The following is a 19,701-nucleotide window of genomic DNA, read 5'->3' on the forward strand; positions in this document are numbered from 1 at the left end:
TTATTTTTAATTTATTTAACCAACCAGACATCTAATAATTAGAGGATTAAAAGGGATATTATGAAAATATGCGCAGTTGTTGTCACCTTTAACCGTAAAAAATTGCTTCTGGAATGCATTAATGCGTTAAGAAGTCAAACAAGACCACTTGAAGCCATATATATAATTGACAATTCATCCTCTGATGGGACACCAGAACTACTACAAAAGGAGGGGTATAGCCCCTCCCCTGATGGAGGAACATTGACCATTGAAAACCTTTACAATGAGGAGGAGATAAGGATAACCCATCTTAGACTATCAAGAAACATTGGAGGAGCTGGGGGTTTCTATGAAGGAGTCAAAATGGCTTATGAAGATGGATATGACTGGGTATGGTTAATGGATGATGATGTAGAGCCCTTACCCAATACTCTTGAGAATTTAATTAAAGTGGGAAATTCTATAGAAAAAAAATCTGCCCTTGTACCAGTAAGATTTTTTAATGGTTCGCTTTTCAATCTTGAGACAAAAGAATTTAATTTTAAAAATCCTTTAAGGAATTTCACATATGGTATAATTTCAGAGGATGATCTTATTAATGAATATTTTGAGGTTTCAGCGATATCATTTGAGGGTCCCCTGATAAGCGCAGATGCTATTGCGGAGATAGGTTTTCCTGATAAGGATCTTTTTATAATAGCAGACGATACTGATTATGCAATAAGGCTCAAAAAATATGCTCCTATTTATATGGTGTCAGAAGCGAAGATGATAAAAAAGGTTGTGGCGGATCCAGAATTCAACTGGAAGACACATTACCTTATAAGGAATATTGTTTATCTAGATAGAAAGTATGGTGAAAACCTTTCTACCAAATACTTAAGGCCAATAAGAACACTCCTCCAATACATCATTATATACGCTTCAAAGAATCCAAAAAATATTAAAAAAATATTAAGGGCTTTTAGAGAAGGTTATACTCTAAAAAAAGGGATTACAGTAGCTCCTGGTGAATTTTAACTGGATCAAATATATTATTCACTCCGAGGTTCTACTATTTTGTAATTTTATTTGCTAGATTTTTGTAGATGTTTTCTAGGGAATTCACTAAAATGTCCCACAGGAAATATTTTTCAATTCTTTCTCTTCCTTTTTTACCCATATTGACCCTAATATCATCGTTTTTAAGGATTAAGCGGATTTTTTCCTTGAGTGAATCTCTATCACAGGGTTCCACAAGAAATCCATTTTCACCATCATTTATAACCTCAACAACACCCCCTGACCTGTATGCCACAACCGGCACAGAACAGGCGTTTGCCTCTGCAAGGACCATCCCGAAGCCCTCCCTTGTTGAGGGAAGGACAAGCACCTTCGCCCCTTTAATAAGGGATATGACCTCCCTGTAGCTCAGGCTGTGATGAAATGACACCCTTGCGCCTATTCCATATTCATCAACCATCCCTTTCAGCCGGGTTCTCTCGACTCCATCTCCAATTATTTCAAGTTTCAGACCTGGAAAATCACTGCTAAGGGATCTGAAGACTTCAATAAGGTGATCGACATGTTTGTGTGGGGCGAGTCTACCCACAAATATTATGTAGTCTCCGGTGGCTGGGAGCGTGGAGTCTATCAGTTCAAGGTCCACGCCGTTGGGAATGATATGTATACCCTCGGGGGATCTACCATATAGTTCCATCAGCGCAGATGCAGTGCTCCTGCTCACCGTGATGACGCCATCGTAGGGTAGCCTCATGAGGATCCTCTCGAGGATTGATGCCAGCCCTGATGACTGTAACCACTGGTCTCCATTGGAGGAGCTCACATCATGGATGGTTGCAACCATTGGGATCCCACGAAGTCTTGCTGCAAGTAGGGATGGTAGGAGCGGCGAGTATGTCTGGGCGTCTATTATATCATAATCATTCCTGCATATCCATAGGAATACAGCCAGCATGAACCTCATAAAGTCAAGGGGTTTTCTGATGGGAGGCTTCCTTATTCTGGGGCCAACATGATGCACATGGATACCCTCAATTTCCTCATGATCAGGGACACCGTGAATTCTCATGGAAATCACGTCAACCTCGTGTCCCCTCCTTACGAGTCTCCTTGCAATTTCAAAGTATCGCCTTTCCCCTCCTCCATTGTAATGGGGTACAAAGAAATCTGACACTATTAGAATCCTCATAAAACCCACGTCTCACTTCCATGGATTGATTCACTTTCCTTAACTATATATCTATGATGGATAAATAGTGATAATAATACCCGGGTGGTCCCATGAATCCACTGGCCCTGATTTCAATCACTGCTTTTGTGACTGCAACCCTATCTGGAATATACATCTTTGTGAAGAACCCTGAGAGCCGTTTCAACAGGACACTCCTTGCTTTTTCGGCACTTGTCGCATACCTTTCACTCACAGATTTCGGCCTTTACATCTCAGAATCCTATGGGATGGCAGCCCTCTGGGTCAGAATGGGGTTCCTCTGGCCATTTGTGGTTCCTGTGATCCTCCATATGGTAATGATATTCACGGGAAGAATGAGAAGATGGTACACTCTCGCAGCACTCTACGTACCTGCATTTATATTTTCAGTCCTTGAGCTTACAACTGGCCTCATAACGGCGGGCCCGCTGCTTACACCATGGGGATGGACCTTCGCAGCATCCAGATCACCAGCATATGACCTTTCAACCATCTGGGGACTCGTCGTGGGGTTGATTGCACTTATACTTGTTGTGATTCACCTCAAGTCATCCTCCAGTAAAGGGAGGACCCAGGGACTCTACCTTTTCACGGGCCTCCTACTTCCCATTATAACTGGGTTCCTGACTGACTTCATGCTCCCATTTACGGGTATTGAGGTCCCATCACTCACAAACCCTGCTGCCGCAGCAGGGGTGGCAATAATAGCCTACGGGGTACTCAGGTTTCACATACCAGTGCTCAGTCCAATAAATGCAGCGATGGACATTGTAAGGAGCATGAACAGTTTCCTCATCATAACAGACCTTGAATTCAGGATATCCTACGTTAACCCGGCAGCTGAGAGGTTAACGGGTTTCAGTGCAGCGGAACTTCTGGGAAGAAGGATAGATGAGGTCATGGAATTTGAGGGTAAACTATCTGAAATGATGGGATCCATGGCGGAGTCAGCCCTGAAATCAAGGGATGGGCTGGTACCTGTTGTTGTATCCGCTGGTCACATTCATGGAAGTGGAGGTGAACACGTTGGCCTCCTCTTCACAGGCTCAGATATAAGGCCGATAAAGGAGATGGAACAAAAACTTAAAAGGAGGGAGGAACGCCTTGTGCTGCTCACAGAGCACATGGCTGATGGCCTCGGGGAATTTGACAGGGACTTCAACTTCAGATACCTCAGCCCATCAGTGAAGAACATAACAGGTTACAGCCATGAGCACCTCATCAACAGGTCCGCCATCGATTTCCTGGATTACGTGCACCCCGATGACCGGGAAAATGTCAGGGACCTTATCATGAGTGATGAGGAAATGCACAGGGCAACATTCAGGATAAAAAGGCCAGATGGGAGCTACAGGTGGGTGGAGTACGTTGACAGGCCCATCCGCAGAGATGGTGGTATCAGTGGCTATGTATTCGGCCTGAGGGATATACATGAACATAAACTCGCAGAGGAGGCCCTCAGGGTGAGCCGGGAGAAGTTCAGGGAGCTTTTCAGGAACATGAATGCAGGGGTAATCGCTTTAACTCCTTTTAAAGGAGGGTTCAGGGTTTTATCCATGAATCCTGCCGCTGAGGAGATGGAGGGTGTCGTCTGCGGGGACGTGAAGGGAATGGAACTTGAGAAGGCACTTCCAGGAATCGCAGAATCCAGTATCAGAGAAGCCCTTGAAGGGGTGACTGGGAAGGATGGACCACTGCACCTCCCTGAGGTTAAACGTGGTGAGAGATGGCTTGAAGTGTACATATACAGGCTTTCAACAGGTGAGGTTGTTATAATATACTGTGATATAACCCTCAGAAAGGAGTATGAGGAGAGGCTGAGATCCTCCCTAAGGGAGAAGGAGGCGCTTCTGAGGGAGGTGCACCACAGGGTCAAGAACAACTTCCAGATAATATCCAGCCTCATAAACCTCCAGTTATCTGAAATCCAGGACCCAGCACCCCTCCTGGACCTTCAGAGCAGGGTTCAATCCATGGCCCTAGTACATGAACTCCTCTATGAATCTGAGGATATTACCAGTATCGACATGAGGCGCTACATTGAGAGGCTCACATCATCCATCCTGGACAGCTACCATGCAGCGGGAATAGAACTGAATGTCTCGGCCAAGGATGTGACTCTCCCCATCGAGACAGCCGTGCCCCTGGGCCTCATAATAAATGAGCTCATCACAAATTCCGTGAAATATGCATTCAGTGAGGGGGGCGAGATCACAGTGGAACTGGAATCAGAGGGTGATGATTTCATACTCACCATCTCAGATAATGGTGTGGGTTTTCCACCTGACTTTGTACTTGAGGAGTCTGATTCACTGGGCCTGAAACTTGTAAGTGGCCTTGTGGATCAGCTGGACGGGGACCTTGAAGTGGATATGGAGGATGGAACCCAATTCAGGGTAAGATTCTCGGTTGTGCCCTACAGGCCCAGAATATAGGAAGGGCAAACTTTAAGTTAAAATGCACTGGATCATTTAACATGGTACTCACACCAAGGGATGATGTTCTGAGGGCGGTTAGAAGTTACTTTGAAAGTGAGCGCCAGGATGGGAGAAACAGGCGCACTGAAGTATGGCGTTCACTTTCAGATAGTTTCATAAGAACCGCTGATGGCTCATACACCCTGGAGTCAGATTCCGGTGGGGAGGCCATGCACACCAGGAGCGGCGCCATAACAGAGTCCTTTGAAAAATTTGTAAGGCCCTCGATACCACCTGATGCAGAGGAAATCAGGGTTCTCGACCTATGTTCTGGCCTCGGGTATAATACAGCGGCGCTCCTTGAATTCACATCTGCCGGTGAGGTTACAGTGGACATGGTGGAGGTCTCCCCTGAGACAATGGCAGCGGCCCTTATCGTCCCCTCGCCGGTAAAATCCCATGAACTTGTCAGGGCTGCCTATGAGGACCGCCTTATGGATATGGGAATCGTCAGCGTAAGGGCATCTCCCCCACTGCCCCCTGAGGTCACCCTGCGGGTTCACTGCGGGGATGCAAGGGAGACGCTCCAGAAACTTGAGGCTGAATACTATGATGCCGTCTTCCTTGACGCATTCAGTCCAGGGGTTTCACCTGAACTCTACACGGTGGAGTTTCTATCACAGATAGCCAGGGTTATAAAGCCAGATGGAGTCCTTGCAACCTACACCTCCGCGGCTCCCCTGAGATCCGCCCTTATAGATGTGGGGTTCCATATTGGGGCCGGCCCGGTATTTGGAAGGAAATCTGCAGGTACACTGGCCTCAATGGATCCCTCAAAGATTAAAGAGCCCCTGGACTGGAGGGATGAGAGAATGGTGGCCCTCAGCGATGCAGGGGTACCCTACAGGGATCCCACACTTTCTTCAGATGGTGAAACCATAATTGAGAGACGTAGACTTGAGCGCATGGTAATTCGTGGTGTTACAAGGATATCATCCGCGGTTAAAACCCCGATCTACCTTGGGGGTTCTGTTGAAGGGGACAGGATCGGGCGCAGAGTCCGGCGGAACCTTGAGAGGATGGGCATATCCGATCTGAAGGGAGGGGAGGCACTCTACATAATATGCCCCCAGCTGGATGAATGTGTATGTGGCTGTGGCGAGGAAAGGGTGACAACCTCCAGGGAAAGGATACTCTCAATGAGGAGGAGACTGCTGGAAGTGGCCAGTTTCAGAGGGATGATACAGGAGAATTCAATCTGGTAGTTCATCGGGTTTTAGTGTTCTACTGTAAATTCATATTAGAGGATTCAATGCGTTAATATAAGAATTGATACTTGCATATTTATTAGCGGATTCACTGAGTTTAATGTTAACATAAGGTAATTTCATATTTTTCAGAGCGGATTCGATGAGTTTAATGGTTTAATATTGGGAGGATTTCATGTTTGAGATAAGGTCAAAGGACAACCTGGGAAGAACTGGTGTACTCAAGACAGAACACGGAGAGGTCAGGACACCGGCGCTGATGCCTGTTATACATCCAGGTAAGCAGACCATTGACGTTAAGAGGTTCGGCGCTGAGATCGTGATAACCAATGCCTACATAATCTACAGGAACCCTGAACTCAGGGACGAGGCACTGCGGAGGGGTGTCCATGGACTCATAAACTTTGACGGACCTGTAATGACGGATTCAGGTTCATTCCAGCTCTCAGAGTACGGCGACGTTGAGGTTGAGAACCATGAAATAGTCCGCTTCCAGGATGAGATAGGAACAGACATAGGGACGTCCCTGGATATACCAACACCGCCTGGTGTGAGCCACAGGAGGGCCCTTGAGGAGGTTGAAATCACACTTCAAAGGGCGAGGGAGTCCCTTGAGTACAGGGAGAGGATGATGCTCAACGCCGTTGTACAGGGATCAACCCACCCTGACCTCAGAAGGTACTGCGCCTCACAGCTTGCAGAGCTCCCGGTGGAGCTCCACCCCATAGGTGCCGTCGTACCTCTCATGGAGTCCTACAGGTACAGGGAGCTGGTTGACGCTGTACTATCCTCTGTTTCAGAACTTCCACCATCAAGGCCAAGGCACCTCATGGGGGCTGGGCATCCAATGATATTCGCCCTCGCTGCCTCCATGGGATGCGACCTCTTTGATTCGGCGGCCTACATACTCTATGCAGAGGATGATCGTCTTCTGAGCACAGAGGGGACATATAAACTTGAGAACCTCCAGGAAATGCCGTGCTCATGCCGGGTATGCACGGATTATACCCCATCTGAGCTCCGCGGGATGGAGGCTGAGGATAGAAGGAACCTCATAGCTGAACACAACCTCCATGTGAGCTTTGCAGAGATAAGGAAGGTCCGCCAGGCAATTTATGATGGGAGCCTAATGGAACTTGTTGAGGAGAGATGCAGGGCACATCCAAGGCTCCTTGAGGGATACAGGAGGATGTCGGCTTACGTTGAACTCTCTGAGAGATTCGAGCCAAGGTCCAAACGCTCAGCATTCTTCTACACTGGACCAGAATCACTGGGGCGTGTTGAGGTTCACAGGCATCTTCAGTGGGTTAAGAAAAACCTGAAGGGAAGGATGGCCATCGCAGGCCCATCAAGGAAACCCTACTCATCCACTTTACCCTCCAGTATCAGTGGTTTTCGCTCAATGAAGCCCCAGGCTGATGGAGAATGGAGTGTTGTGGTTGCAGACGTACCCTTTGGCCTCATACCCCTTGAACTTGATCAGGTCTATCCACTCGCCCAGAGCGATGCGCCGGGTATCATGGATCTGGAGGCCAGGCACTTCCTGAGGGAACTGATACTCGACCTTGAGGGGGACGTGATCATCAGTGAGGACCTCTGCAGTGAACTTGGACTTCAGCTTCCACACCCCTATTCTGGGGAGGTGGAGACCTATGTTGATGACCTTGACCGCATAAGGATGATTGCAGAGTACCAGTTCGGTGAGGGGGCCGGCGATGCCCTTTTCCCTGATGATGTGAGGATTGAGAGAAGCCGTAACACAGGGAAGATAAGGCACATCTACTCAGGAGAGAAACTGATATGCACCATGAGGGCATCTGACGGCCTATTCGTGCTCTCAGCCGAGGGTGCCAGGAGGCTTCATGATGGCACAGCCTACCCCCGCTGCAGGGTGGCCGTGAATGAGGAGTCTGAACCATTTGCAAGGGAGGGCAGGAGTGTATTTGCAAAGTTTATAATTGACTGCGACAATAATATAAGGGCCGGTGATGAAGTTTTAATTGTTAATGCTCATGATGAACTTCTGGCCACAGGCAGGGCACTTCTCTGTGCCGAGGAGATGATGGACCTCAACCATGGTCAGGCAGTGAAAACCAGGAAAGGAGGATTTTAAATGATACCGGGCATGGGAATGAACCCAAAGCAGCTGAAACAGATGCAGAGGGCAATGAAGCAGATGGGAATGGATATGAAGGACCTCCGTGGCGTTGAGGAGGTTGTGATCAAACTCAAGAAGAAGGAGATCATAATAAAAAATCCCCGCGTGAATGTCATGGACTTCATGGGCCAGAAGACCTATCAGGTGACCGGCAAGGCCCGTGAATGTGACCTTGAAGCTGAGGTTAAGATACCCGATGATGACATTGAACTTGTCATGAACCAGACCGGTGTAAGCCGGGAGGAAGCCACCAGGGCCCTTCAGGAAACCGGGGGTGACCTGGCAGAGGCCATTATGAGGTTGAGCTGATGGTCTTAATAGCCCATATCTCGGATCTCCATGTGGGCGCACCCAACTTCAAGGAGGACATACTCCTTGAGGCCATAAGACAGATAAATGAGCTTAAACCTGACGCAACCGTTATAACCGGTGACCTTACAGATAACGGCTACTACCTTGAATTCCTGCAGGCCGCCGAGTACCTCAGCGACCTCAAGGGGCCCCACATATTTGTTCCAGGGAACCATGATGCAAGACATGTGGGAAACGAGACCTTTGAGGATGTCTTCAGGTACAGGAAGGGGACCTTTGTGATGGATGACCTCACAATAATAGGACTTGACAGCAGTGAGCCTGATCTCGACTACGGCAAGATAGGGAGGTCCCAGCAGATATGGATGGAGGAGGAACTTGAGAGGGCCTCAGAGAGGGGACATTTCAGGGTTATAGCCCTCCACCACCACATAATACCCGTACCGAAGACGGGGCGTGAGAGGAACGTCCTTGCAGATGCCGGTGACGTGCTCCAGTCAATAATAAATGGCGCCGCTGACCTTGTGATATCAGGCCACAAGCATGTCCCCCATGTCTGGAGGGTTGAGGACACCTTCTTTGTAACCGCCGGGACGGTTTCATCCCTTAAACTGAGGGGTAAAGATATTAATTCATATAATACATATTACATTACTGAGGATTCTATAAGAATAGTTCTCAATGAGGTGCAGGGGGAGAGCAGGGAACTGGCATCCCGCAGCATTTAAGGGGATTGAAGGGTTCACAATAATCTTAAAGGTGGTTACTTGAGGGTCATTATAGATGCATCGAACGTCGCCCATTCAAGGAAAAACGACGATGATAGGCCATGCATAGAGAATATACTGTCAGCGGCAGAGGAGCTTGAAAAACTCGGCTATGAACCTGTTATAATTGCCGATGCATCCCTGCGACATGAGATAGATGATAAGGAGAAGTTCAGGAAACTCCTTGAGGAGGGGAAATTCCAGCAGGTTCCCTCAGGTACCACGGCTGATCACTTCATACTCAAGATGGCAGAGGAGGAGGATGCCAAGATACTCTCAAATGATGTATTCAGGGAGTACAAGGACGAGTTTCAGGACATAAACAGCAGGAGGATACCCTACACATTCAGGGATGACAGGATCCTCATAGGGACCTCTGGAAAGCCAAAGAAGGTTAAGAACATCCTCCAGAAAATCTGTAACGAGGCCCTCAAGGAATTCGAGAAGAAGAGGATAGACTCATATAAGGCCAAAAGGGGCAAGAAACTAAGCGGGATAGCCATAGCCAAGGAGGCCATTGACAGAATAAGCAGGAGTCAGGAGGAAGGCCTTGAACCCAAGCTTGAGGGTATATTCATGAAGCTCCCCCTCTTTGAGAAGTTCATGAGCATGGTGGAGGAGGTGGAGCGGACCAGCAACTACATAATATTCGTGCTGGTGCACCCCAGGGACTACAGGGAGGCGGTGAAGTACGCAGGTAACATTGCGGTGACTGTGGGTGACAGGCTCAAACTGGAGCACGCCCCCCTGGTGGCTGTAAGGAACGACCTCTTCCTGAAACCAGGCACATTTGAACTGAACATAATGTACTCTGAGGATGTCATGGAGGAGGCCCCCTACAACGTTAACATAACCATAAATGATCATGACTACAGCTTCGTTAAGAAGAACTCAAGGAACATAGCAAGCACCATCGCTGCAAGGATAGGGTCCTGGAGGTTCCCCATAGTCTCTGTTAAACCAAGCATGCTTCTTGAGAAACCCGGAGAATTCGAGGTAGTTCTGGAGAAGGGAGGCAATGATTGATGGTCATGGATTATCTGCTAAGGAAGATACTGGGATTTTTCATAGGACACAGGGTTCTGAGTATCGGGACCAAGTACATGCCAACGAACAGCACGGAACGGGAATACGTTGAAATGCTGAACTACACCAAGACGATGCTCATAGAGATAGAAAGGGCCCATATAAACACCAGCAACATCTTCGACAACCTCACAAAGGAAATCGGAACAGAAAACCTGCCTGAGAACCGGAAGTTCATTGAACTGAAACCTGCAGAGAACCGGGTGGATGAATACGCCCTCCTGAGCAATATAATCATGGGAAGCGACCGTTACCTCTACATTGAGGTGTTCGATGGCGGGCGCATAACCGATGACTTCGCAGAGATAATCACCGGTGAACATGGGAAGATAATAGAGAAGAGCCCGAAGGAAGTCCTTGCAAGGTTCCTGTCAAAGAACGACGCCATAAGGGTAGCTATAAAGATTATAGGGGCAGGGAGCCAGAGGGGGATAAATGTAAGGGCTGCTGCCGGGATGACAGGTGCCGCTGCAATTGAACGGGCCATAAACCTCAACAGGGAGATAGGTGAGGTTCCGGGGGTGGGCTTCACAAAGCTTGGAGGGGAATTTGCAATAATATTCACAAACGAATTCAAACCCTCCAAGGGTGAGCCCTCCTACAGGGACAACTACCTCTTCATAGACGTGATGGACTCAACAGGGTTCATAGAGGAGCATGGACGCGACACCCTGGTTGAGATCATGAATGATATAAAGGTTTACATGGAAAAGGAGTGCCACGGGAAGATAGAGGGCTACAGGGAGGGTGGGGATGACCTAATCGCCAATTTCCCCACCAAGGACATGGCTCTCAGGGCGGGTATCGACTCTGCGTGGCATGCGATGGACAGCGGCGCCAACATAAGGGTGGGTATAGGAAGGACTCGGAGGGAGGCTGGGGAGAGGGCCCAGCTTGCAGATAACATAAAGCTGTGGAACCCCACATCCATCATGGTCTTTGATGTTGCAGATGGGATCTATGGCTACTTTATCCCATCCCCCTTCACACGGTCGGTTATGGATTTCCTCATGAACAGGAAGGCAGCTGTGCTCCTGATATTCATATTCGTATTCACGGCGACCTTCCTTGGCTGGAATATGGGACACTGGGAGTTCGGTTTAATAGCCATTCTACTGGCTGTCATCTACGCTGTAACTGCTTGATGCTGGAAATCTATTTAAGATATTAAATTGAAACTAATAAGGGGAGTTAAAATGAGACCTGAAACTGAGGCCAGAATAATAATCGGCTTTCTGATTTCCCTCATCGCCTTTGGCTGTGGCTCAGGTCTGGGCATTGCAATAGGTCTTTCCAATGGCACCGTTATGGATATTGCTGTCAATAATAGTTCTAGCAATGATAACCCTCAGCTCGTGCCCAGCAACACCAACACCCTGCCGATGACGGGTATAAAGGATCGTGGAATGGATGCTGCCAGGGGCGATGGGGAAGTCAACGTTGTCAATGAACAGGGATCCGCCAACAACACAACATACTGACACATGGGGGTCCCGGTGAACTTTTTTTCAGGGGGGTGATGTTCACGCGACCCTGTCCTGAAGCTGAAGGGTATGATTTAAAGGGTAGTGATGCTTATGGAACTGAAGTTTATAGATGGTGGAGTGTGCGCCGTTGATGGCGTGCTTGCATCGGGTTGCCGTGAAGGCAAATACGGTGTTGGAATAATCATCAGTAAAGATTCAAATGCAGCAGCCATATTCACATCAAACACCGTCAGGGCTGAGCCGGTTAAACTCACAGAGAAGGTCATGAGGGACGGTAAACTCTCTGCAATCGTTGCAAACAGCGGTAATGCCAACTGCTTCACAGGAAAGGAGGGGATGGATGACGCTGTCCGGATGGCAGAGAGGGTGTCGGAGGCTGCTTCGGTTGACATGGATGATGTTGCCGTTGCATCCACCGGTGTTATCGGAAGGAGGATGCCACTGGAAATCATAGAGAGGCTCATAGATGATGCTGCAGGGAGACTTGAAAATTCTCCCAGGGCATCCCGTGAACTTGCTGAAGCCATCATGACCACAGACACATATCCAAAGGAAGTGGCAGTGGAATTCGAACTTAAAAATGGCAAAAAGGCACGTATAGGTGCGGTTGCCAAGGGATCAGGGATGATAGCCCCCAACATGGCGACCATGCTGGCATTCATAACAACGGATGTTGATGCAACACCCTCCGAGCTTAAAAAGGCCCTCAGGAGGGCTGCTGATGAGAGCTTCAACATGCTCATCATCGATGGTGATGAGAGCACCAACGACATGGTAATAATAACATCCACCTGCAGGTCAGGGAGGATGGATGGGAACTTCCAGGAGGCCCTCAAGGTGGTATGCAGGAAACTAGCATGGATGATGGCCAGGGACGGGGAGGGAGCCACAAAGTCCTTCATGGTGGACGTGGTAAATGCAAAGGACAGTGAAGATGCACGTAAAGCTGCAAGGGCAATTGCAGGTTCATCCCTTGTTAAAACAGCCATATTTGGAGCGGACCCCAATTGGGGGCGTATAGTTGCGGCTGCAGGTTACTCGGGCGCGGAATTTAACTCTGATGATATCAGCGTGTCCCTGGAATCAGATGCGGGTTCGGTCACGGTGGTCAGGAGGGGTGAAATACTTGCCTTTGAGGATACAGGGGAACTTGAACTTGCAGAGGAGATAATGAAGGAGAAGGAGATAAGGATTATCGTTGACCTTGCAGCGGGAAGTTCAGGCGCGACAGCATATGGATGTGACCTCACATATGATTATGTGAGGATAAATGCAGAATATACAACGTAATTTAGATTAACTTACCGGAATCATTCTATCAGGTGTTTAAATGAAAACAGTAAATATCCTTGTGGAGGCATTGCCCTACATCAAGAAATTCCATAAGAAGAAGATAATGATCAAGTACGGCGGCCACGCCATGATAGATAATGCAGCCATGGACTCAACAGCCCGCGACACCGTCCTGCTGAAGTATGTGGGCATGGAACCTGTTGTTGTCCATGGCGGAGGACCCGAAATCTCAAGGGCCATGAACAAGATGGGTAAGCAGCCAGAGTTCATTGAGGGCCTCAGGGTTACGGATGAGGAGACAATGGAGATAGTTAAGATGGTCCTGGTTGGTAAGATAAACACCAGCATCGTGTCAAGGATATGCTACCATGGCGGGAGGGCCGTTGGCCTCTCAGGTAAGGACAGCAGCCTCCTCCTGGCCAGGAAGAAGGCGCCCCACGTGATCAGGGATGATGAGACCGGTGAGAAGAGGGAGATAGACCTTGGACTGGTAGGGGAGATCGAATCCCTTGACACCGGAATAATCGACATGTTAACGGAGAACGGTTACATCCCTGTCATATCCCCTATAGGTGTTGACAGGAACGTCAACACCCTCAACCTGAACGCTGATACCGTTGCAGGTGAGATAGCATCGGGTATAGGCGCTGAGAAACTAATAGTCCTCACGGATGTCCCTGGTATACTTGAGGACCCATCGAACCCTGAAACCCTCATAAGGAGGATAAGCGTTGATGAACTGAGCGACCTTGTAAAGAGTGGTGTTATAGAGGGCGGGATGCTCCCCAAGACCCTCACATGCATAAAGGCCATCAATGAGGGTGTTTCATCAGCCCATATCATCGATGGAAGGGTTAAACACTCCCTCCTCCTTGAGATATTCACAAAGAAGGGAATAGGCACCATGATAACCGGGTGAAGCGGTATCTCATGCCTTTCAATGTGATATGCAGCTTCCAGCATATCCCTTTTTTATAACTTCTTTTGATGATGAAAAATACGGTTTCCTTTTAATCACGGTGATTCAGGGGCAGTAACTGTCCACAGTATCCATTGAGGATTACAGCTCAAGGACTTCCTTCCTCACAGCATCGGCCATCCCGGATGTGGTTGCAGTCCCGCCCAGGTCAGGGGTCATGACACCCTTCTTCAGAACCCTCTCAAGTGCTTCCTGTATTTTCTGGGCTTCTTGTGGTTTTTTGAGGTGTTTTAGCATGAGTGCTGTTGATAGTATCATTGCTGTGGGGTTGGCTATGTTTTTTCCGGCTATTTGTGGTGCTGATCCGTGTACTGGTTCGAATATGGCGTTTTTTTTGCCTATGTTTGCTGATGGTGCTACTCCGAGGCCTCCGACCAGGGCTGCGGCTTCGTCTGAGAGTATGTCTCCGAACATGTTGGTTGTGACGATGACATCGAATTCATGGGGCTGTGTGATGAGGTACATGGCTGTGGCATCCACATAGTAGTCATTGGCCTCCACCTGGGGGTAACTGGAGGCGACCTCGTAGAAGACTTCCCTGAATATGCCGTCTGTCTTCTTGAGGACGTTGGCCTTATGGACGGCCGTAACACCGCCGCGGCCATCACCCACCGCGTAATCAAAGGCAAACCTCACAATCCTCTCGGAGGCAGCCCTGGTTATAACACGCCTTGCAACAGCACCATCAGACGTGTACTCCTCATCACCAACATAGAGATCCTCGGTGTTCTCACGGACAATCACAAAATCCAGGTCCGGATAAAGGCACGGAACCCCTGGAAGAGACCTTACAGGCCTTAAATTCGCAAAAAGGTCCAGTTCACGCCTCAGGGTGATTATGGCGCTTTTCTGCCCCGGCACGGTGGTAACTGCTCCGAAGAGTGTTGCATCAGCCTTCCTCACAAGCCTTATGGTCTCATCGGGTATTGTCTCACCGCACCTCCTGAAGCACCCGTCTCCTGCCTCTGCCAGTGTAAATTCAAATTCAAGGTCAACAGCGTCCAGCACGGTGAGGGCAGCATCCATAACCTCACCGCCAATACCATCACCGGGTATAACCGTAATCCTGTACATTAATAACACCTTCAAGATCTACTGGGGGAAATTCATGCATCTTTTTGAAGTCCTTCAAGTACTCTACAGTAAAGATAGAATATCTATTTAACTCCGTCCTGATAAATATAGACTGGGGGATTTGCATGTTTCGGCTGAATTTTTTAAGCATATTTGATTCGCTCAGGAATAAAGGGGGGGCCCTCAAACATTACAAGCAGAAGCTCCATGAGTATCAGGAACATGAAGCCGAGGTTCTCATAGATATAGGTGTGATCTACCTTGATCGTGGCGAGCCACAGAAGGCTGCGAAGAACTTTGAGGCCGCACTTGAAAACTACAGGAAACTTAATTTCCCGGAGGGTATTGCCTATGCATCAGAACTCCTCGGGGATTCGTTCATGGTCATGAGGGACTTTGAAAGGGCCCTTTCATGCTACTCTGATGTTCTGTCAATCTACTCTGAGATCAGATCTCCACTTGCAGATGACATCAGGGAGAAGATATACGAGGCAGGTAAGATCAGGGAGGCCATATCCTCCATTGAAGATGAAAATGAATCTGAGGACTCTGCTGAGGATAAACTTGCCATGGAGGTCTCATCTGAAGCAGAGACCCTGTTCAGGCTTTCTGATGAACTCCTTGAATTCGTGGATGGATTTGAAACATACAGGGATGCATGGAGCTGCAGGGACATGGATTTCCTGAGGGATAACCTTGAATCTGCGGCGGTCATTGGTGATGGTTCATCAGGGGCCGTCCTCAACCTGCTTACTGGAAAGCATGAACTCGAGGAGGGAGGGATTGATGATGCCCTGAGGTTCATTAAAAGGTCCAGCAGGCTCTTTAAGGAGACCGGTGACATGAAGGGACTTGCTGTTTCGCGTGTTATAACAGGGATAGTACTTTTCATCATGGATGAACGTGAAAACCTCTACCGGGTCTTTAAGGAGGCCCTTGCAACATTCAGATCTCTGGAACTTGATGATGCCGAGAGGGTTGCCATGAAGATCATAAACACCCTCAGCAGGATGTAGTTAGTTCATCAGGATCCCATTTTTTCCTGTTTTGAGTACTTCACGGCAACTATTTGTATAGATTTTAACATAATTCATATGAGGTTGATAATATGCAGAGGAGAGAGAACATTGAAAGGATCATTGAGCAGCTGAAGGAAGATGATGAACATATGAGGGTGCAGGTTGTTGAGCTTCTCTCAGAGATAGGTGAACCAGCGGTTGATCAGCTCATTGAGGCCCTTGACAGCGAGAATAAACTTGTAAGGAGGGGTGCTGCAGCTGCCCTGGGTAATATAGGCGACCCCCGGGCCGTGGAGCCACTTATCAGGGCACTGGAAGATGAGAACAAGTGGGTGAGGCGTGAAGTTTCAACTGCCCTCTCAAAGATGGGGGAGGAGGCCTTTGAACCTCTCCTTGAGAGCCTTTCAAGTGATGACTGGAAGATACGTGGCGCTGCAGCATGGATCATAGGGAACTTTAAGGATGAAAGGGCCATTGAACCCCTTGTCGGGCTCCTTGAAGATGACAGTGGATTTGTAAGGAGTGGAGCCGCCCGTTCACTTGAACAAATCGGTGGAGAGAAGGTTAAGGTTGAAATGGAGAAACTGGCAGAGACTGGAAGCGGTTTTGCAAAAAAGGTGGCCATTAATTACCTTGAAACACATTAGGAGGCGCTTATTTGAAGGTTAGTATAATTGGATCAACAGGGCGTGTTGGAAGGGCAACAGCACTTTGTCTTGCAGAGGAAGAGGCCGTCAATACCCTTCACCTTATATCAAGGGAGGAGAGCCTCGAGCAGAACATCGGAGAGGTTCTTGATATGAGCGATGCCCTTGCAGCCAAGGGCGTATCTGTCAAACTTGAGAACTCCGCAGATATTGAGAACATTCATGGTTCGAGGATAGTTGTAATAACAGCTGGGGTTCCAAGGACGGCAGAGATGGACAGGGATGACCTAGGATTTCAGAATGGAAAAATAGTGGCAGAATACGCAAGGAAGATAGCAAGGTTCGCCCCCGATTCAATTATACTTGTCGTCACCAACCCCGTCGATGTGATGACATATGTGGCCCTCAGGTATTCAGGGTTCCATCCAAGCAGGGTCTTTGGCCTTGGCAACCACCTGGATTCCCTTCGCCTAAAGAACTACATGGCCAGGCACTTCAACGTCCATGTCAGTGAGGTCCACACTAGGGTTATAGGGCAGCACGGCCCCTACATGGTCCCCCTGATAAGCTCCACCTCCATTGGAGGAATACCAATTGAACACTATTCCAGCAGGGATTACTTCTCTGGCTACAAGAGATTTGACCTTAAAAAGACCATTGATAAGGTCATCAATGCAGGGAGCAACATCATAAGTAAGAAGGGGGCCACCGAGTACGGACCTGCCTTTGCAATCTCAAACATAGTTAAAACAATACTGAATGATGAGAGAAGGATACTCACGGTATCAACCCTCATGGAGGGTGAAATTGATGGTATAAGGGACGTATGCCTGGGGATCCCTGTTAAACTTGGCAAAAAAGGTATTGAGGGTGTTGTACCTGTGCTAATGGACAGGGATGAGAGGGAAGCCTTCAGGGAAGCTGCTGATTATGTTAAAAGCTCCACCTACAGGGTGATGGAGTTTCTTGAAGATGAACTCTGAGTTTCCCCTCCCCCTGACCCTTCATGTTCTGTGCGGATAACACTGTCACTGTAGGGGGCGGGCTCTTCATCCACTTGCCCTTCCGGTTGTTTATGGGTGCTAATACCGTTTTTCTTATGGTTCCGTCAGAGGCGCGTTAGTGGAAGGAGGAGTCACTGAAACTCTGCTCCTTGGTATTTTTATGGTTCCCTTTCTGGATGTCCTATGATGATCCGATTTTTCCTTCATCCCTTAACCATTGGCGGGGTTATGGCACATCATACTGTTGATGGTCGGTTCATCAGTTTTTTTATTACATCCATAGAATGTATCTATGGCATATCATACCGTTGATGGAAGAGGCCCATGGAAACTTTTATATAATTGTTCAATTATAAGTTTATTCAAGACCTGATTTCTGAACATTGTACATCCGAGTTTCTTTGTGGGATCTGAAGTTCAGAAAAAACAGTAGCCGGCAATTATTTTCCGGTAGTTTTATATGGTCCTGTGTTTAAAAGATTACTTAAAAACTCTAAAAGGAGACAGCATGATAAGGATAGGTATTCTTGATCTGCAGGGAGATGTTTCTGAACACCTTGAGATGACCCGGAAGGCCATTGAAAGGATGGGTATAGATGCAGAGGCCGTGAGGGTGAGAACAGCCAGCGAAGCCTCATCATCCGATGCAATAATAATCTCCGGGGGCGAGAGCACCGTCATAGGGAAGCTCATGGAGGAGACAGGAATAAAGGACGTCATAATCAGGGAAAAGAAACCAGTCATGGGAACATGCGCAGGGCTGATCCTCCTTGCAAGAGAAACAGACTACCAGCAGCCCCTCCTGGGACTCATAGACATGAAGGTTAAGAGGAACGCCTTCGGAAGACAGAGGGACTCCTTTGAAGAAAAAATAGAGATACTTGGGAGGGAAATCAGGGGAATATTCATAAGGGCACCTGCCGTCACCGAAACCGGTGAGGGAGTTGAGGTACTGTCAAGGCTCAACGATAAGATCATCGCCGTGAAGGAGGGATGCAACATGGCGCTGGCCTTCCACCCTGAACTTGGAGAGGACACAGGGCTTCATGAATACTTTATAAAGGAGGTATTAAATTGTGTGGAATAGCAGGAGTGGTCTACAAGGATGGGAAACTTCACCCTGTGGGAGCAGACATGACAAGGATGCTCCATGCACTGCAGCACAGGGGACCTGATTCAGCAGGATTCTCAATATACGGGGGACTCGGACTTGAGGAAAACGAGTACCTTCTTAACATTGAGGTCAGGGAAAAACCAGGCCTCCTAGACACTGTCAGGGAAGCTGTTGAAACGGTAAGCCCCATCAGGGCAGATGAGATCATCCCATCAGTTGAAAACTACATAATATACCGCTGCAGGATCCAGCTCGAATCATTCTCACAGCTCAAACCACTCATAATGGACATAGATAAACTTGAAGACGTCATGGTCCTCAATGGAAGCCACTCCTTTGAGATGATAAAGGACGTTGGATCGGTCCTTGAAATAGCTGACAGATACGATACATGGTCAAAGAAGGGGACACATGCAATAGGCCACACAAGGTTCTCAACAGAGAGCATAGTCGACCGCTACCATGCACACCCCTTCCAGAGCTACATAATCCCTGACATAACAGTTGTCCACAACGGCCAGATCACAAACTACTGGAAGATAAGGGAACCCCTTGAGAGGAAGGGCCACATATTCGAGACAAACAACGACACGGAGTGCATAGTCCACTACGTGGCAGATAAACTGGCATCAGGCTACAGCCTTGAAGAAGCCCTTGAACAGTCCGTGAAGGACATGGACGGTCCCTTCTCATACATTGTAGGGACACCTCAGGGTGTTGGAATAGCCAAGGACCAGCTGGGCCTCAGGCCAGGGGTCATGGCAGAAAACGATGAGGTCTTTGCCGTGGCATCCGAGGAGGTATCCCTCAGGGAGGTAATGGACACCACCGAGGTTGAACAGATATCCCCCGGAGAGGTGAGGGTGTACGAGATATAGGTGA

18 protein-coding genes are annotated in these 19,701 nt (G+C 48.3%); 16 read left to right on the forward strand and 2 right to left on the reverse strand.

Annotated elements, in window-relative coordinates:
• Nucleotides 1–60 precede the first annotated feature (60 nt).
• Nucleotides 61–1,002 (forward strand): glycosyltransferase family 2 protein, encoded by a 942-nt coding sequence (locus FZP57_RS02805; RefSeq protein ID WP_013295444.1) that lies wholly within the window; start codon nucleotides 61–63, stop codon nucleotides 1,000–1,002.
• Nucleotides 1,003–1,036: 34 nt separating this feature from the next.
• Here the strand turns inward: FZP57_RS02805 and FZP57_RS02810 are convergent, their stop codons facing one another.
• Entirely contained in the window at nucleotides 1,037–2,173 is a 1,137-nt protein-coding gene (locus tag FZP57_RS02810; RefSeq protein ID WP_191216426.1) for a glycosyltransferase family 4 protein, read from the reverse strand.
• Between the two features lie 92 nt (nucleotides 2,174–2,265).
• Here FZP57_RS02810 and FZP57_RS02815 point away from each other — a divergent pair, with 92 nt between their 5' ends.
• The 10 genes from FZP57_RS02815 (at nucleotide 2,266) to argB (ending at nucleotide 13,901) form a co-directional block, all read left to right on the forward strand.
• A complete protein-coding gene (locus tag FZP57_RS02815; RefSeq protein ID WP_074358675.1) occupies nucleotides 2,266–4,629 on the forward strand; it encodes a PAS domain S-box protein in 2,364 nt (787 codons plus the stop codon).
• Between the two features lie 41 nt (nucleotides 4,630–4,670).
• Nucleotides 4,671–5,876 (forward strand): tRNA (5-methylaminomethyl-2-thiouridine)(34)-methyltransferase MnmD, encoded by a 1,206-nt coding sequence (locus FZP57_RS02820; protein ID WP_013295447.1) that lies wholly within the window; start codon nucleotides 4,671–4,673, stop codon nucleotides 5,874–5,876.
• 178 nt (nucleotides 5,877–6,054) lie between these two features.
• The gene (gene tgtA, locus FZP57_RS02825) at nucleotides 6,055–7,992 is read left to right on the forward strand and encodes a tRNA guanosine(15) transglycosylase TgtA (protein ID WP_013295448.1); all 1,938 of its coding nucleotides are present in this window, start codon (nucleotides 6,055–6,057) and stop codon (nucleotides 7,990–7,992) included.
• Nucleotides 7,993–8,346 carry a nascent polypeptide-associated complex protein gene (locus FZP57_RS02830; RefSeq protein WP_013295449.1) on the forward strand — a complete coding sequence of 118 codons (354 nt, stop codon included), beginning with the start codon at nucleotides 7,993–7,995 and terminating at the stop codon, nucleotides 8,344–8,346.
• The gene (locus tag FZP57_RS02835) at nucleotides 8,346–9,077 is read left to right on the forward strand and encodes a metallophosphoesterase (protein ID WP_191216427.1); all 732 of its coding nucleotides are present in this window, start codon (nucleotides 8,346–8,348) and stop codon (nucleotides 9,075–9,077) included. Before FZP57_RS02830 ends, FZP57_RS02835 begins: the two co-directional genes overlap by 1 nt.
• A 39-nt stretch (nucleotides 9,078–9,116) precedes the next feature.
• Entirely contained in the window at nucleotides 9,117–10,142 is a 1,026-nt protein-coding gene (locus FZP57_RS02840) for a Zc3h12a-like ribonuclease (RefSeq protein WP_191216428.1), read from the forward strand.
• Nucleotides 10,142–11,347, forward strand: a complete 1,206-nt coding sequence (locus tag FZP57_RS02845; protein WP_191216569.1) for a hypothetical protein — start codon at nucleotides 10,142–10,144, stop codon at nucleotides 11,345–11,347. Before FZP57_RS02840 ends, FZP57_RS02845 begins: the two co-directional genes overlap by 1 nt.
• A gap of 51 nt (nucleotides 11,348–11,398) precedes the next feature.
• The gene (locus FZP57_RS02850; RefSeq protein ID WP_074358681.1) at nucleotides 11,399–11,683 is read left to right on the forward strand and encodes a hypothetical protein; all 285 of its coding nucleotides are present in this window, start codon (nucleotides 11,399–11,401) and stop codon (nucleotides 11,681–11,683) included.
• Between the two features lie 96 nt (nucleotides 11,684–11,779).
• Nucleotides 11,780–12,979 (forward strand): bifunctional ornithine acetyltransferase/N-acetylglutamate synthase, encoded by a 1,200-nt coding sequence (argJ, locus tag FZP57_RS02855; RefSeq protein ID WP_191216429.1) that lies wholly within the window; start codon nucleotides 11,780–11,782, stop codon nucleotides 12,977–12,979.
• Between the two features lie 40 nt (nucleotides 12,980–13,019).
• Nucleotides 13,020–13,901: an acetylglutamate kinase gene (gene argB / locus FZP57_RS02860; RefSeq protein ID WP_191216430.1), complete on the forward strand. Its 882-nt coding sequence runs from the start codon at nucleotides 13,020–13,022 to the stop codon at nucleotides 13,899–13,901.
• Between the two features lie 141 nt (nucleotides 13,902–14,042).
• Here the strand turns inward: argB and aksF are convergent, their stop codons facing one another.
• On the reverse strand, nucleotides 14,043–15,035 hold the full coding sequence (gene aksF, locus FZP57_RS02865) for a homoisocitrate dehydrogenase (protein WP_074358683.1): 993 nt from the start codon (nucleotides 15,033–15,035) through the stop codon (nucleotides 14,043–14,045).
• 125 nt (nucleotides 15,036–15,160) lie between these two features.
• Between aksF and FZP57_RS02870 the strand changes: the two genes are divergently transcribed.
• The 5 genes from FZP57_RS02870 (at nucleotide 15,161) to FZP57_RS02890 (ending at nucleotide 19,697) form a co-directional block, all read left to right on the forward strand.
• The gene (locus FZP57_RS02870; RefSeq protein WP_074358684.1) at nucleotides 15,161–16,051 is read left to right on the forward strand and encodes a lipopolysaccharide assembly protein LapB; all 891 of its coding nucleotides are present in this window, start codon (nucleotides 15,161–15,163) and stop codon (nucleotides 16,049–16,051) included.
• 92 nt (nucleotides 16,052–16,143) lie between these two features.
• Complete coding sequence (locus tag FZP57_RS02875; protein ID WP_074358685.1) at nucleotides 16,144–16,701, forward strand: HEAT repeat domain-containing protein; 558 nt, start codon at nucleotides 16,144–16,146, stop codon at nucleotides 16,699–16,701.
• 11 nt (nucleotides 16,702–16,712) lie between these two features.
• Complete coding sequence (locus FZP57_RS02880; protein WP_074358686.1) at nucleotides 16,713–17,684, forward strand: malate dehydrogenase; 972 nt, start codon at nucleotides 16,713–16,715, stop codon at nucleotides 17,682–17,684.
• Between the two features lie 529 nt (nucleotides 17,685–18,213).
• Nucleotides 18,214–18,792: a pyridoxal 5'-phosphate synthase glutaminase subunit PdxT gene (gene pdxT / locus FZP57_RS02885; protein ID WP_074358687.1), complete on the forward strand. Its 579-nt coding sequence runs from the start codon at nucleotides 18,214–18,216 to the stop codon at nucleotides 18,790–18,792.
• Entirely contained in the window at nucleotides 18,780–19,697 is a 918-nt protein-coding gene (locus FZP57_RS02890) for a glutamine amidotransferase family protein (protein ID WP_191216431.1), read from the forward strand. Before pdxT ends, FZP57_RS02890 begins: the two co-directional genes overlap by 13 nt.
• Nucleotides 19,698–19,701: the final 4 nt, after the last annotated feature.

The organism is Methanothermobacter sp. THM-1 (assembly GCF_009914355.1).
Classification (GTDB): domain Archaea; phylum Methanobacteriota; class Methanobacteria; order Methanobacteriales; family Methanothermobacteraceae; genus Methanothermobacter; species Methanothermobacter wolfei.